Raw genomic sequence first — 13266 nt, 5'->3', positions numbered from 1 at the left:
TGGGTCCCTGGTTGTTGTTATGGTGATACCAGTGATTTTAGGCGGGCGGCTGCAGAAATTCGCCTGTCACGATGCAGGACAAGGCGCATGAGATGCCGGGAACCGCCGAATGCAAGGCGTGCGCTCACGCTCCGTGCAGTCATGCGCCCGGCAATCGGATTTATGCAACCGTCCGGGCAGCGAGCCAGACCTTGAGGGCCTGTACCGTCTCCCTCACATCATGTACACGCACAATACGTGCACCGCGGTCCACTGCCAGCACGGCGGCCGCGACGCTGGGCACCATGCGGTCGGCGATGTCGAGCTTGGCGACACTGGCCAGCGAGTTGCTGCTGACCGCCGCCAGCGAAGACTTGCGTGACCAGCCGGCCAGCAGCGGGTAACCGGCGGCCAGCAGCTCCTGCTGGCGCGCCAACAACGAGAAGTTCTGCGCCACGGTTTTGCCAAAACCAATGCCGGGGTCCAGCACGATTCGGCGGGCATCCACCCCCCGCGCCAGCAGTTCATTGGCGCCTTGCTGCAGAAAGGAAAGCACTTGCGGCAGCACATCGCCCTCCATGGGCGCGGACTGCATGGTCTGCGGCTCGCGGTGCATGTGCATCAGGCAGACGCCGCAGCTCGGGTGCGCCGCCACCACAGCAGCCGCGCCGGGCTGGCGCAAGGCCCAGATGTCGTTGATGATGTCGGCGCCCAGATCCAGCACGGCCGCCATGACCTCGGGCTTGTAGCTGTCCACCGACACCGGCACACCCAGCGTCACCGCATGGCGCACCACTGGCAGCACACGTGCCAGCTCCTCGTCCAGCAGTACCGGCGGCGCACCGGGCCGGCTCGACTCACCGCCAATGTCCAGCATGTCAGCGCCGTCACGGATCAACTGCTCACAATGCGCCAGCGCGGTCCGCTGACCGCCGCCTGCGGAAAAGTAGTTACCACCGTCCGAAAACGAATCCGGCGTGACGTTGACGATGCCCATGACGCGAGGCTGCGCCAGATCAACCTTGAAACGGGAGGTTTGCCAGAACAATCGGGTCTCCTGAAAAGAAAAGCCGGGGCATGCCCCGGCTTTCTGAAGATCGTACGGAATCAGGCGACGGTAGGCGCCGGGTCCGTGCTGACAGCGGGGCTGCCGCCGCTCGGGCCACTGCCACCGCCGACCGAGGGGTTGCGCGGCGTCCAGTCCTTGGGCGGACGCGGCTCCTTGCCGGCAATGATGTCGTCAAGTTGGTCGCCGTCAATGGTTTCCCATTCGAGCAGGGCCTTGGCCATGGCGTGGATTTTTTCCTGGTTGTCTTCGATCAGCGTACGTGCCACGGTGTATTGCTGGTCGATGATGCGGCGGACCTCGCCATCGACTTTTTGCAACGTAGCTTCGCTCATGTTGTTGGTCTTGGTGACCGAACGGCCCAGAAACACTTCGCCCTCGTTTTCGGCATAGACCATGGGGCCCAGCGCCTCGGTCATGCCGTAACGCGTGACCATGTCGCGGGCCAGCGCTGTGGCACGCTCGAAGTCGTTGCTCGCGCCGGTCGTCATCTGGTTCATGAAGACTTCTTCGGCGATGCGGCCACCGAACAACATGCTGATCTGGCTCAGCATGTACTCGCGGTCGTAACTGTAGCGGTCTTGTGCTGGCAGGCTCATGGTCACACCGAGCGCGCGGCCGCGCGGGATGATGGTGACCTTGTGCACAGGATCGCACTTGGGCAGCATCTTGCCAAGCAGTGCGTGGCCAGACTCGTGGTAGGCCGTGTTGCGGCGCTCTTCCTCGGGCATGACCATGCTTTTGCGCTCGGGGCCCATCAGGATCTTGTCCTTGGCTTTTTCAAAGTCCTGCATCTCGACGGTGCGGGCACTGCGACGCGCAGCCATCAGGGCGGCTTCGTTGCAAAGATTGGCCAGGTCGGCGCCGGACATGCCGGGTGTGCCGCGCGCGATCACGCCGGGGCTCACATCCTGGCCAAGCGGGACCTTGCGCATGTGCACATTGAGAATCTGCTCCCGGCCGCGAATGTCGGGCAAGGTGACATACACCTGGCGATCAAAACGGCCGGGGCGCAGCAAAGCGGCGTCCAGGATGTCCGGGCGGTTGGTGGCAGCCACCACAATCACACCGACATTGGTTTCAAAACCGTCCATCTCGACCAGCATCTGGTTCAGGGTCTGCTCGCGTTCGTCGTTACCCCCGCCCAGGCCGGCGCCACGCTGGCGGCCGACAGCGTCGATCTCGTCGATGAAGATGATGCAGGGCGCGTTTTTCTTGGCGTTATCAAACATGTCGCGCACTCGGGAGGCGCCCACACCGACAAACATCTCGACAAAATCAGAGCCGGAGATCGAGAAGAACGGCACCTTGGCTTCGCCGGCAATACTCTTGGCCAGCAGGGTCTTGCCGGTGCCGGGAGGGCCGACCAGCAGAAGGCCGCGCGGGATGCGGCCGCCCAGCTTCTGGAATTTTTGCGGGTCGCGCAGGAAGTCGACCACTTCCTTGACCTCTTCCTTGGCCTCGTCACAACCGGCAACGTCAGCAAAGGTCACAGGATTAGTGGATTCGTCAAGCAGGCGCGCCTTGGACTTGCCGAAGCTGAACGCTCCGCCCTTGCCGCCGCCCTGCATTTGCCGCATGAAATAAATCCAGACGCCAATCAGCAGCAACATCGGGCCCCAGCTGACGAGCAAGGTCATCAGGAGAGAGCCTTCTTCGCGAGGTTTGACATCGAACTTGACATCGTTGGCAATCAGGTCGCCGACAAGGCCGCGGTCGAGGTAGGTGGCGGTGGTGCGGATCCTGCGATCATCGGTGGTCACGGCAGAAATCTCGGTGCCACCCTGGCCTTCCGCAATGGTCGCGGACTTGATGCGTTTGCCCTTGACCTCGTCAAGGAACTCGGAGTAACCGAGGTAATTTGAACCGGCGCCACCGCGTGTATCAAATTGCTTGAAAACGGTGAACAGCACCATGGCGATCACCAGCCAGATTGCAATTTTGGAAAACCACTGATTGTTCAAGGATGTCTCCGATAGAGGAACACAAGGCACATGCGCCTGATTTTAGGCGTTTCAAGGGCATAAACCGAATGCCCCTCAAAGGACATCCCTAGGTTTGAAGCGGGTTTGCGGCAATTTTTGGGGTTTACCCCTGCGCAGCTGCGCTCTGGCGAGTTGCTTTCAGACCCAGGCCGACAAGAAAGGTTTCCGACGAATTGGGGCGCGAGGCCTTCGGCTTGATGGGTTTGACCACTTTGAAGGTCTCCTTGAACAGCTTCACCAGCGGGCTGTAGGCACCGCCGTGGAACAGCTTGACGACCAGCGCACCATCGGGTTTGAGGTGGGCCACGGAAAAGTCCACTGCCAGCTCAACCAGATGGGCGATGCGCGCCGCATCGGCGGTCTCGATCCCCGACAGATTGGGCGCCATGTCGGAAATCACCACATCGACCTTGGTAAAGCCGCTGTCGGCGCTCAGCGTCTGCTCCAGTTGTTGCAGCACCTCGGGCTCCCGGAAATCGCCCTGGATAAAAACCACCCCTTCCACCGGGTCCATCGGCAGGATGTCGAGCGCGACGATGCGCCCGTTCAGCGCGCCGACGGCGGCGCCAGAGGGCGACAGCTTGCGGCGCGCGTACTGGCTCCAGGCGCCAGGCACACTGCCCAGGTCCACCACGCAATGGCCGGGCTTGATCAGGCCCAGGCTGTCGTCAATTTCCTTGAGCTTGTAGGCGGCCCGCGCCCGGTAACCCTCTTTTTTTGCCAGCTTCACATAGGTATCGTTGACGTGGTCGTTCAGCCACGCCTTGTTGACCTTTTTGCTTTGGGTTTTTACTTTCATGCCCCTATTGTCCTCTCATCGATCCCGGAAACCGCCGTTGAACGTACCCGAGTGCACCGTCATAGGGTGGGCTGGGTAGGCGCGACGAGGCAGCGGGCTGATGCCCGCAAGGAGGAGCAACGCCGCCAGCACGCGCCAGGGCGGCGCAATCGGGTGTGTAGCGCTCTCACCCAAAACATGAATTTGGACGGGAGTGGGAAAGTGTGCGCCCATGCAGTTCGGCCAGCGTGAATGAGCGGTCAACTGCGGCTTCCGGGATAATCGGGGCATGGCTCAAATACTACTTACCCCCGCCCAGCGCAAAGAACACCGCGCAGAAGCGCACCACCTGGACGCCGTCGTGATGGTCGGCGCCGACGGCCTGACCGACGCCGTCAAGAAGGAAATCGACGCCGCGCTCAAGGCGCACGGCCTGATCAAGGTGCGTGTGCAGTCCGACGACCGCGCCGGCCGCGAAGCGATTTTCCAGAGCGTCAGCGAGGAACTCAATGCCGCGCCCATCCAGCACATCGGCAAGCTGCTGGTGCTCTGGCGGCCCATGCCGCCCAAGGAAAAAAAGGTCAACGAGGACCGCATGCCCGGCCCGCGTGATGTCAAGGTGCTCAAAAACAGCAGCCGTTATGGCCAGCGACCCGAGGTCAAGACCCTGCGCGTGCTGGGCAACCAGCGCCTGACGCCCGGCGGCAGTGTCAAACGCGCAAAAAAACCCCGGCTGCAAAGCCTGAAAAAGCGCTCGCAGGACTGAGCATCCTGGGCGGGCGGATCCCGGAGCGATGATTTTGCGTGTTTGTCCGAGTTTTACCCTTTAGATTGGGCAGCAACGCCCATAGCTGATCACCATGACCACATCCAACCCGCTGCTCGACTTCGCCGACCTTCCCCTGTTTGACCGCATCCTGCCCGACCATGTGGGGCCCGCCATTGACGTGTTGCTGGGTCAGGCAGAGACCGCCCTGGAACGCGTGACCGCGCCCGACTTCCCGGCCAGCTGGACCGCGATTGCCGGCGTGCTGGACATCGCCACAGAAAACCTGAGCCGCGCCTGGGGCGCCGTCAGCCACCTTAACGGCGTGGCCGACACGCCCGAATTGCGCGCCGCCTACAACGACGCGTTGCCCCGGGTCACGGAGTTCTGGACCCGCCTGGGCGCCGACGAGCGCCTGTACGCCAAATACAAGGCGATCAACGTCGCCAGCCTCAATGCCGAGCAGTGCCAGGCACATAAAAATGCGGTGCGCAACTTTGTGTTGTCAGGCGCCGAGTTGACGGGCGCCGCGAAAGAACGGTTTGCCGCCATTCAGGAGCGCCAGGCCGAACTGAGCCAGAAGTTCAGCGAAAACGCGCTTGATGCCACCGATGCCTTTGCCTACTACGCCAGAGCAGACGAGCTGGCAGGGGTACCGCCCGATGTCGTGCAGTCGGCGCGCGCGCAGGCCGAAGCCGAGGGCAAGGACGGCTACAAACTCACGCTGAAGATGCCGAGTTACCTGCCGGTCATGCAGTTTGCCGACAGTTCCGCTTTGCGTGAAACCCTGTACAAGGCTTACAGCACGCGCGCCAGCGACCAGTCGCCGGCAGAATTCAGCCGCTTCGACAACAGCGCCGTGATGCAGGAAATTCTGGCGCTGCGGCTGGAGGAAGCCCAGCTGCTGGGCTACCGCAACTTCGGCGAGGTCTCGGTGGTCGCCAAGATGGCCGACTCGCCGGATCAGGTCATCCGCTTCCTGCGCGATCTCGGCCAGCGCGCCAAGCCTTATGGCCTCAAGGATGTGGCTGATCTGCGCAGCTTTGCAGCGGAAAAGCTCGGATTGGCCGACCCGAAGCCCTGGGACTTCGCCTGGATCGGCGAAAAACTCAAGGAGGCCCGTTACGCCTTCAGCGAACAGGAGGTCAAGCAGTACTTCACCGCGCCCAAGGTACTGGCCGGACTGTTCAAGATTGTCGAAACCCTGTTTGAAGTCGCAATACGTGCTGACCGAGCCCCGGTCTGGAAGCCCGGCGTCGAGTTTTACCGCATCGAGCGGGACGGCCAACTGGTTGGCCAGTTTTACCTGGACCAGCCGGCCCGTACAGGAAAACGCGGCGGCGCCTGGATGGACGATGTGCGCGCGCGCTGGTTGCGCCCCGATACCGGCGCGCTGCAGACGCCAGTGGCGCACCTGGTGTGCAACTTTGCCGAAGGCGTGGGCGGCAAACCGGCCCTCTTGACGCATGACGACGTGACCACCTTGTTCCACGAGTTCGGTCACGGCTTGCACCACATGCTGACCCAGGTCAACGAGCGCGATGTCTCGGGCATCAGCGGTGTCGAGTGGGACGCAGTCGAGTTGCCCAGCCAGTTCATGGAAAATTTCTGCTGGGAGTGGGATGTGCTCAAACACATGACGGCCCATGTGGACACCGGCGCGCCACTGCCGCGCGAACTGTTCGACAAGATGCTGGCCGCAAAAAACTTTCAAAGCGGCATGCAGACATTGCGCCAGATCGAGTTTTCGCTGTTCGACATGTTGCTGCACACGCAGTGGCAACCGGGCGATGACGTGATGGCGCTGCTGGCCGGCGTGCGCGAAGAGTTTGCGGTCATCACCCCGCCGCCTTACAGCCGCACGGCGCATACATTCAGTCACATTTTTTCTGGCGGTTATGCCGCTGGCTATTACAGCTACAAATGGGCAGAAGTCCTCTCTGCCGATGCCTATGCGGCCTTTGAAGAGAGTGCACAAAGCGCCACAGCCACAGGTAGAAACACCGATGCCGAAGCGGTGTCCGGCACCGTTACGGTAGAAACTGGCAGAAAATACCGTCAAGCCATTCTTGAAGCCGGCGGCAGCCGGCCGGCCATGGAATCGTTCAAGGCCTTCCGGGGCCGCGAACCCTCGATCGACGCGTTGCTGCGTCATCAGGGCATGGCTTGACACCGACTTTGGAGTACCCCATGACATCGACCGCCATGAAATTGACCGCCGTTCACGCGTTGCTCGTGCTGGCTGCTGGCCTGAGTGCTACCGCTGCCTCGGCCCAGCAGGTGTTTCGCATCGTCGGGCCGGACGGCAAGGTGACTTTTTCCGACAAACCGCCACCAGCCTCGGCCAACACCAAGGTCACAGCGGCTGCAAGCGATAGCAGCGCGAGAGCGGCTGCCAACAATTCACTGCCTTTTGAGCTGCGCAAGGTTGCCGGCCAATACCCGGTCACGCTGTACACGGGCGACAACTGCGGTCCCTGCGGATCGGCCCGCTCCCTGCTGACCACACGCGGAGTTCCGTTCACCGAAAAAACAGTCACGACCAATGAAGATGCTCAGGCGCTGCAGCGTGTGAGCGGTGAAAGCGTGCTGCCTTTCGCGACGATTGGCAGCCAGCAGCTCAAGGGCTTTTCTGACGCCGAGTGGACCCAGTTCCTCGATGCCGCTGGTTATCCCAAGACCTCGGTCTTGCCAGCCAGTTACCGCCAGGCTACCGCCACACCGCTGGTGACGGTCAGCGCGCCGCCAGCACCTGCGGCCGCCCGCGTCGGTGCGGCAGCGCCCGCCCCTGCAACAATCCCCGTGATACCGCCAACAACACCCGACAACCCGGCCGGCATCCGCTTCTAGGGAAGCTTAGGGAAGCGCTGAACAAGCCCGCTGCGGCGTGCGATCAGCCGGACTCGGGCGGTCTGCTGCGTTGAATTTCTTGCCAATAGCCAGCTATTGGCTGCGCAATCCGTCTTGCATCCCATACCGATCCGGCTGTCGCCCATCCGCAAGGACTTATTCAGCGCCTCCTTAGCGCGGCAGCCAAGCCAGGCCTGCCGAGCTTCCACCCGCTTCTGCGCCGCGTCGGGGCCGGTATTCGCAACCAATCCACCCGTCCCAGCCGCTGGCCTGCGCCACCTCGTCGATCACCGCAAACAGGTAGGGGTAATTGACCTCGCCAATATCGGGTTCGTGGCGTTCGGGCACGCCGGCAATCTGGAAATGGCCGACCGCGCCTGTTGGCAGGTATTTGCGGATCTTCATGGCCACATCACCTTCAACAATCTGGCAGTGGTAGAGGTCCATCTGCACCTTGAGGTTGTCGGCGCCGACTTCGGCCAGAATCTCGTGCGCATGGTCCTGCCGGTTCAGGAAGAAACGCGGGACGTCGCGCGTGTTGATCGGTTCGATCAGCACATCGCGGCCCCGCTTGACCGCCTCAGCCCCCGCCCAGCGCAGATTGTCCACATAGGTCGGGCGCAGTTCTTCGCGCTCTTTCCCCTCCCCCATCAGTCCGGCCATCAGGTGAATGCGCGGGCAGTCGAGGGCCTCGGCATAGTCCAGCGCAAGCAACACACCGGCGCGAAACTCCGCCTCGCGGCCCGGCACGGCGGCGGTGCCGCGGTCGCCGGCTTTTTCCCAGGCCTCGGCGATGGATGCGGCATCGGTGCCCCCCGGCGGCGCATTGAACAGCACCTGCTGCAGACCGTTGGCCTTCAGGCGCGCAGCCAGTTCCTGCTTGTCGAAGCTGTAGGGAAACAGATATTCCACGGCCTTGAAACCGTCGCGGGCCGCTGCGTCAAAGCGGTCGAGAAACGGCAGGTCGGGGTACATCATGGACAGGTTGGCGGCGAATTTCGGCATGGCGGGTCTCTGGAAAGGTTCTGAAAATGCTATTGAATTGATAGCTGTTTGCGCATATTGGCAAAGGGCTGGGGCCTGTTTTTACTTGAAGATGTCACCAGCGCGCGCCAAAGGCGCTGCGCAGCTCGTCGATCTGCGCGCTACTCAGGGGCGCCGGTTGCGCGCCGGCCAGGCACTGCAAGCGCGCGGTCTCCTCCATTTCTTCCAGCACCGCCATCGCTGCGGCCGGACTGTCATGCCAGACGTTGGGCCCGAGCCGCGATAACATCACCGCGCGTATCGGCATGCCTTGGCGGCCGTAACGCGTGATGGTCTCACCGACCCGCGCCGCCGCTGCAGCATCGCCGGGGCGGTGATAAGGGATCAAGGGCACATGGCCGACCTTCATCACGAAATACGGCGTGAGGGGCGGCAGCAGTTCTTCACCGGTGGCGCGCAGGCTCAGCGCCACACAGTGGGTGCTGTGGGTGTGAATCACACAGCGTGTGGCCGGATCGAACGGCGTGGCTGCCGCATAAATGCCCCGGTGCAGCGCGATGGTCTTGCTCGCGGTGTCGCCGCTGAGCTGCTCGCCATCAGCGTCCAGCCGGGCCAGCCGCGCCGGATCGAGAAAACCCAGACAGGCGTCGGTCGGCGTGATCAGGAAACCGCCACCGTCAGCGTCATCCAGCCGCACACTGATGTTGCCGGCGGTCGCATGCACATAAGCACGCTCGAACAGGCTTTTGCCGATGCGGCAGATTTCTTCGCGGGCCTGGTTCTCGGTCAATACTTTCATGCCAGCATCGTAAAGGCTTTGGTGAAGAAGTCGTCGCTGCCGAAGTTGCCGGATTTGAGCGCCAGATGCAGCCCCTCAGGCGCAAGCCGTTCAGACCCGGAATAACACCAGGGCACACCGGGATCGATTTGCGGACCGATCTGCATCTGCGTGATGCCCAGGGCCTGCACGCAGGCACCCGAGGTTTCACCACCGGCCACCACCAGTTGCCGCACACCGAGCTCAAACAGCCCACGTGCCACCGCCGCCAGCGTGTGCTCGACCATCGCACCGGCCTCGTCCACGCCCAGACGCGCCTGCACAGCCTTGACCGCGCCACTGTCGGCAGTTGAATACACCAGCACCGGACCGCGTGCCAGCAGCGGCCCGGCCCAGGCCAACACCTCGGCTGCCACATCGTCGCCGGAGACCATGCGCAAGGGGTCGATGGCCATCGCCGGATGGCCCCGGCTGATGAAATCCTGCACCTGCCGGTTGGTCGCCAGTGAACAACTGCCCGACACCACAGCGCGCAAGCCACTGGCGGCCGGCAGCCGGCTGGCCTGGTCAGAGGGCTTGATGCCGAAGTTGGCCGGCAAGCCAATCGCCACACCCGAGCCGGCCGTCACCAGTGGCATGCCCTTGAGCGCCGGGCCCAGGCGCAGTAAATCCTCGTTGGACACCGCGTCGACAATCGCCACAGCCACACCATCGGCCTGCAGTTGTGCGATACGTTCGCTCACCGCCACTTCGCCGCGCGCCACGACGCGGTGGTCAATCAGGCCGACGCGACGCTTCGTCTGCGACTGCAACACCCGCACCAGATTCGGGTCCTGCATCGGGGTCAACGGGTGGTTCTGCATGCCGCTTTCGTTGAGTAACACATCGCCGACAAACAGGTGACCCTTGAACACCGTGCGCTGGTTATCGGGGAAGGCCGGTGTGGCAATCGTGAAGCCGGTCTGCAACGCATCCATCAGCGCCTCGGTCACCGGCCCGATGTTGCCCTGCGCGGTACTGTCGAAGGTCGAGCAGTATTTGAAATAAATCTGCTGCGCGCCCTGCGCCTGCAGCCAGGCCAATGCGGCCAGCGATTCCGCCACCGCCTGCGCTGGCGGCACGGTCCGCGACTTCAGCGCCACCACCACGGCATCCACTTCGGCGCCCAGCGGCCCGGAAGGTACGCCGATGGTCTGCACCACCCGCATGCCGGCGCGCACCAGATTGTTGGCCAGGTCGGTGGCCCCGGTAAAGTCATCAGCGATGCATCCCAGGCTGATCTTCATGGCTTTTTCGGCAATTCAATGCCAGGGAAAATCTTGATCACCGCGCTGTCGTCCTCTTTGGCAAAACCTGCCGTCGACGCCTGCATGAACATCTGGTGCGCTGTTGAGGACAGCGGCAGTGGAAACTTGCTGGCGCGGGCCAGGTCAAGCACGATGCCGAGGTCTTTCACAAAGATGTCAACCGCCGACAGCGGCGTGTAGTCGGCGGCCAGCACATGGGCCATGCGGTTTTCGAACATCCAGCTGTTGCCGGCGCTGTGGGTGATGACCTCGTACAGTGCCACCGGGTCCACGCCTTCGCGCAGGCCCAGCGCCATCGCCTCGGCGGCGGCGGCGATATGCACACCGGCCAGCAACTGGTTGATGACCTTGACCTTGCTGCCCGCGCCGGCCGCGTCACCGAGTCTGTAAACCCTGGCGGCCATGGCGTTCAGCACCGCCTCGGCCTTCGCATAGGCCGCGGGCGCGCCCGCAGTCATCATGGTCATCTCGCCGCTCGCGGCTTTCGCCGCACCGCCGGAAATTGGCGCGTCGATATACAAAATGCCCAGATCGTTCAGACGTTTTTCGAGCGCCATCGACCAGTTGGGATCGACCGTGGAACACATCACGAAGACGCTGCCGCGTTTCATGGCCGCCGCGCAGCCGCCGGGACCAAACAACACGGACTCGGTCTGGGCCGCGTTGACCACCACCGAGACCACCACGTCGCAGGCGGCGCCCAGCTCGGCCGGCGAAGCGCAGGCCGTGCCGCCATCGCGCGCAAAGGCAGTGGCCACCTCGCTGCGCACATCAAACACCTGCACCGGGTAGCCAGCACGCCGCAGCGAGGCCGCCATGCCGCCGCCCATGGCCCCGAGGCCGATCACACCTGCAACCAGAGTCATCACTGCGTCCTTCAACCGAGGGTGATTTTGGCGAAGTCTGCCACACGCTTCCACTTGGCCGCGTCGGCGGCCATGAAGGCGCCCATGGGTGCAGCAGCGAGAAACCCGACATCGGCACCGCGCGACTCCATGGCCCGCGTCACCTCCGGCTCACGCAGGACTTTTTGCAGCGCCTGCTCCACCGCAGCGAGCACCGCAGCCGGAGTTCCCGCAGGCGCCGCGACGCCATACCAGGCGCTCACGTCGAAAGCCGGCATGCCCTGCTCCACCAGCGTCGGCACGGCCGGCAGGGTTTTGCTGCGCCCGCCAGTCGTGACGGCCAGTGCCCTGACCGCCCCACCCTGGATCTGGCCCAGCACGGAAGGCAGGTTCTCGAACATCATGTCCACCTCGCCGGAGATCAGACCCGTGACGGCGGCAGCAGCACCGCGGTAGGGAATGTGGGTGATGAACACGCCCGCCGTGCTTTTGAACAACTCGGCGCTCAGGTGCAGCGAGGTGCCGTTGCCGTTGGACGCGTAGTTCATCTTTCCAGGCTCGCGTCTGGCGCGCGCCAGCAGCTCGGCCACCGAATTGATGCCGCTTTTCGGATTGACCAGCAGCACATTGGGCACCCGGCCCAACAGGCCGACCGGTGCAATCTGCTCGGGCTTGTAGGGCAGGCTTGCATACAGGGCGGGGCTGATGGTCAGCGGCGGGGAGGCCATCAGCAAGGTGTAGCCGTCAGCCTGCGCGCGCGCCGCCTCGGCCGCACCCAGGTTACCGCCCGCCCCTGGCTTGTTGTCGATGACCACCGGCTGGCCCAGCTCTTGGGCCAGACGCGGGCCGATCAGGCGTGCCATGTTGTCAATCAGGCCACCCGGCGGAAAAGGCACGATCAGGCGAATCGGCCGCGCGGGCCAGGCCTGGGCCAGCGCCAGCGACGGCAACACGAGGGCCGCCGCGCCTGTGGCAAGTAAGCGGCGGCGGCTGACAGATTCGGGGGTGGGTCGCAAGTGATGCATGAAGGTCTCCTGGGTCAGATGAAGCGGGTGTCGGTGTTATTTATATGGTTATCATACAAATTTTAGACCTCGCCGTTCCCCATGTTTTCCCCAAGATCAGGGACCGCAGAAAGTGGGCTTATCGCGGCGCAGCCGCCGGCAACAAGGCGCTGGCCAATTGAACCCCCTCCTGGGCCCAGAAGGCCGGGTCGGCCTGCCGGATACGGGCGATCGCGTTATCCATGTGGCGGGTGGCGGCCTGGCGCGCCTGAAATGCATCACCGGTCTCGATGGCCCGCGTGATGGCTTCATGTTCATCGCGCACCTGGCGCACAAAGTCGGCGCGGCGCGCCTCGTTGGCACGCGTGACACGGGTGACGCCGCGCAGGAACTGTCGCAGGTAGTCCAGCGTGCTGATCAGAAACGGGTTTTGCGCCGCGCCCGCAATCGCACGGTGGTAGTTCACGTCTTCCTCGGCGCCATCGCCGCCGGCACGGACGGCTTCATCGAGTGCGGCCATGGCCAGGCGAATGTCCTTGAGCTGATCCGTGCTGCGGCGCTGCGCGGCGAGCGCGGCAACCTCCGCCTCCAGCGCGCGCCGTACCTCGACCATCTGAACCACTGCCTGCACGGACGCCGAAGAGCGGGTATCGAAGTTCAGCGGGGCAAACGCCGCCTGGCGCACAAACACCCCGCTGCCCTGGCGGGATTCGACCACGCCGAGCGACTTGAGCCGCGACACCGCCTCCCGCACCACGGTCCGGCTCACCGCAAACTGTTCGACCAGCGCCGCCTCGGTCGGCAGCTTTTCGCCAGGCGCGGGCCGGCCCGCACGGATCTCGGCGGACAGGGCTTCGGCAACCTGTTCGGACAGGTGCACGCCGGGCGTGATGGACTGGAAGCGTTGACTCATGGACTGCTGGA

At 63.6% G+C, this 13266-nt stretch carries 12 protein-coding genes; 3 read left to right on the top strand and 9 right to left on the bottom strand.

The features are described from left to right. Nucleotides 1–160: 160 nt before the first annotated feature. The 3 genes from folP to ACH2CW_RS10010 all read right to left on the bottom strand — a co-directional run bounded on the left by folP (nt 161) and on the right by ACH2CW_RS10010 (nt 3829). Nucleotides 161–1027, bottom strand: coding sequence for a dihydropteroate synthase (folP, locus tag ACH2CW_RS10020; protein ID WP_395057646.1), 867 nt, complete (start codon nt 1025–1027; stop codon nt 161–163). A 59-nt stretch (nt 1028–1086) separates the two neighbouring features. Continuing rightward, on the bottom strand, nt 1087–3009 hold the full coding sequence (gene ftsH / locus ACH2CW_RS10015; RefSeq protein WP_395057644.1) for an ATP-dependent zinc metalloprotease FtsH: 1923 nt from the start codon (nt 3007–3009) through the stop codon (nt 1087–1089). Between the two features lie 124 nt (nt 3010–3133). Then, a complete protein-coding gene (locus ACH2CW_RS10010; RefSeq protein WP_395057642.1) occupies nt 3134–3829 on the bottom strand; it encodes an RlmE family RNA methyltransferase in 696 nt (231 codons plus the stop codon). Nucleotides 3830–4097: 268 nt separating this feature from the next. Here ACH2CW_RS10010 and ACH2CW_RS10005 point away from each other — a divergent pair, with 268 nt between their 5' ends. The 3 genes from ACH2CW_RS10005 (at nt 4098) to ACH2CW_RS09995 (ending at nt 7424) form a co-directional block, all read left to right on the top strand. Further along, entirely contained in the window at nt 4098–4574 is a 477-nt protein-coding gene (locus ACH2CW_RS10005; protein WP_395057640.1) for a YhbY family RNA-binding protein, read from the top strand. Nucleotides 4575–4668: 94 nt separating this feature from the next. Further along, nucleotides 4669–6744, top strand: coding sequence for a M3 family metallopeptidase (locus tag ACH2CW_RS10000; protein WP_395057638.1), 2076 nt, complete (start codon nt 4669–4671; stop codon nt 6742–6744). A 20-nt stretch (nt 6745–6764) separates the two neighbouring features. Then, on the top strand, nt 6765–7424 hold the full coding sequence (locus ACH2CW_RS09995) for a DUF4124 domain-containing protein (RefSeq protein ID WP_395057636.1): 660 nt from the start codon (nt 6765–6767) through the stop codon (nt 7422–7424). A gap of 171 nt (nt 7425–7595) precedes the next feature. On the opposite strand, the gene otnI is transcribed toward ACH2CW_RS09995, so the two are convergent. The 6 genes from otnI to ACH2CW_RS09965 form a co-directional block, all read right to left on the bottom strand. Then, nucleotides 7596–8429 (bottom strand): 2-oxo-tetronate isomerase, encoded by an 834-nt coding sequence (gene otnI / locus ACH2CW_RS09990; protein WP_395057634.1) that lies wholly within the window; start codon nt 8427–8429, stop codon nt 7596–7598. Between the two features lie 94 nt (nt 8430–8523). Next, nucleotides 8524–9198 carry an aldolase gene (locus tag ACH2CW_RS09985; RefSeq protein WP_395057681.1) on the bottom strand — a complete coding sequence of 225 codons (675 nt, stop codon included), beginning with the start codon at nt 9196–9198 and terminating at the stop codon, nt 8524–8526. Nucleotides 9199–9203: 5 nt separating this feature from the next. After that, on the bottom strand, nt 9204–10472 hold the full coding sequence (otnK, locus tag ACH2CW_RS09980; protein WP_395057632.1) for a 3-oxo-tetronate kinase: 1269 nt from the start codon (nt 10470–10472) through the stop codon (nt 9204–9206). Continuing rightward, nucleotides 10469–11359 (bottom strand): L-threonate dehydrogenase, encoded by an 891-nt coding sequence (gene ltnD / locus ACH2CW_RS09975; RefSeq protein WP_395057630.1) that lies wholly within the window; start codon nt 11357–11359, stop codon nt 10469–10471. Before ltnD ends, otnK begins: the two co-directional genes overlap by 4 nt. 11 nt (nt 11360–11370) lie before the next feature. Continuing rightward, nucleotides 11371–12363, bottom strand: coding sequence for a Bug family tripartite tricarboxylate transporter substrate binding protein (locus ACH2CW_RS09970; RefSeq protein ID WP_395057628.1), 993 nt, complete (start codon nt 12361–12363; stop codon nt 11371–11373). A 118-nt stretch (nt 12364–12481) separates the two neighbouring features. Then, complete coding sequence (locus ACH2CW_RS09965) at nt 12482–13255, bottom strand: FadR/GntR family transcriptional regulator (RefSeq protein WP_395057626.1); 774 nt, start codon at nt 13253–13255, stop codon at nt 12482–12484. Between the last annotated feature and the right edge of the window lie 11 nt (nt 13256–13266).

The organism is Polaromonas sp. (assembly GCF_043778355.1).
In the GTDB taxonomy this organism is placed as follows: Bacteria; Pseudomonadota; Gammaproteobacteria; order Burkholderiales; family Burkholderiaceae_C; genus Polaromonas.
Note: the sequence above shows the minus strand (reverse complement) of the source record. Positions and strands in the feature narration are given on the sequence as shown.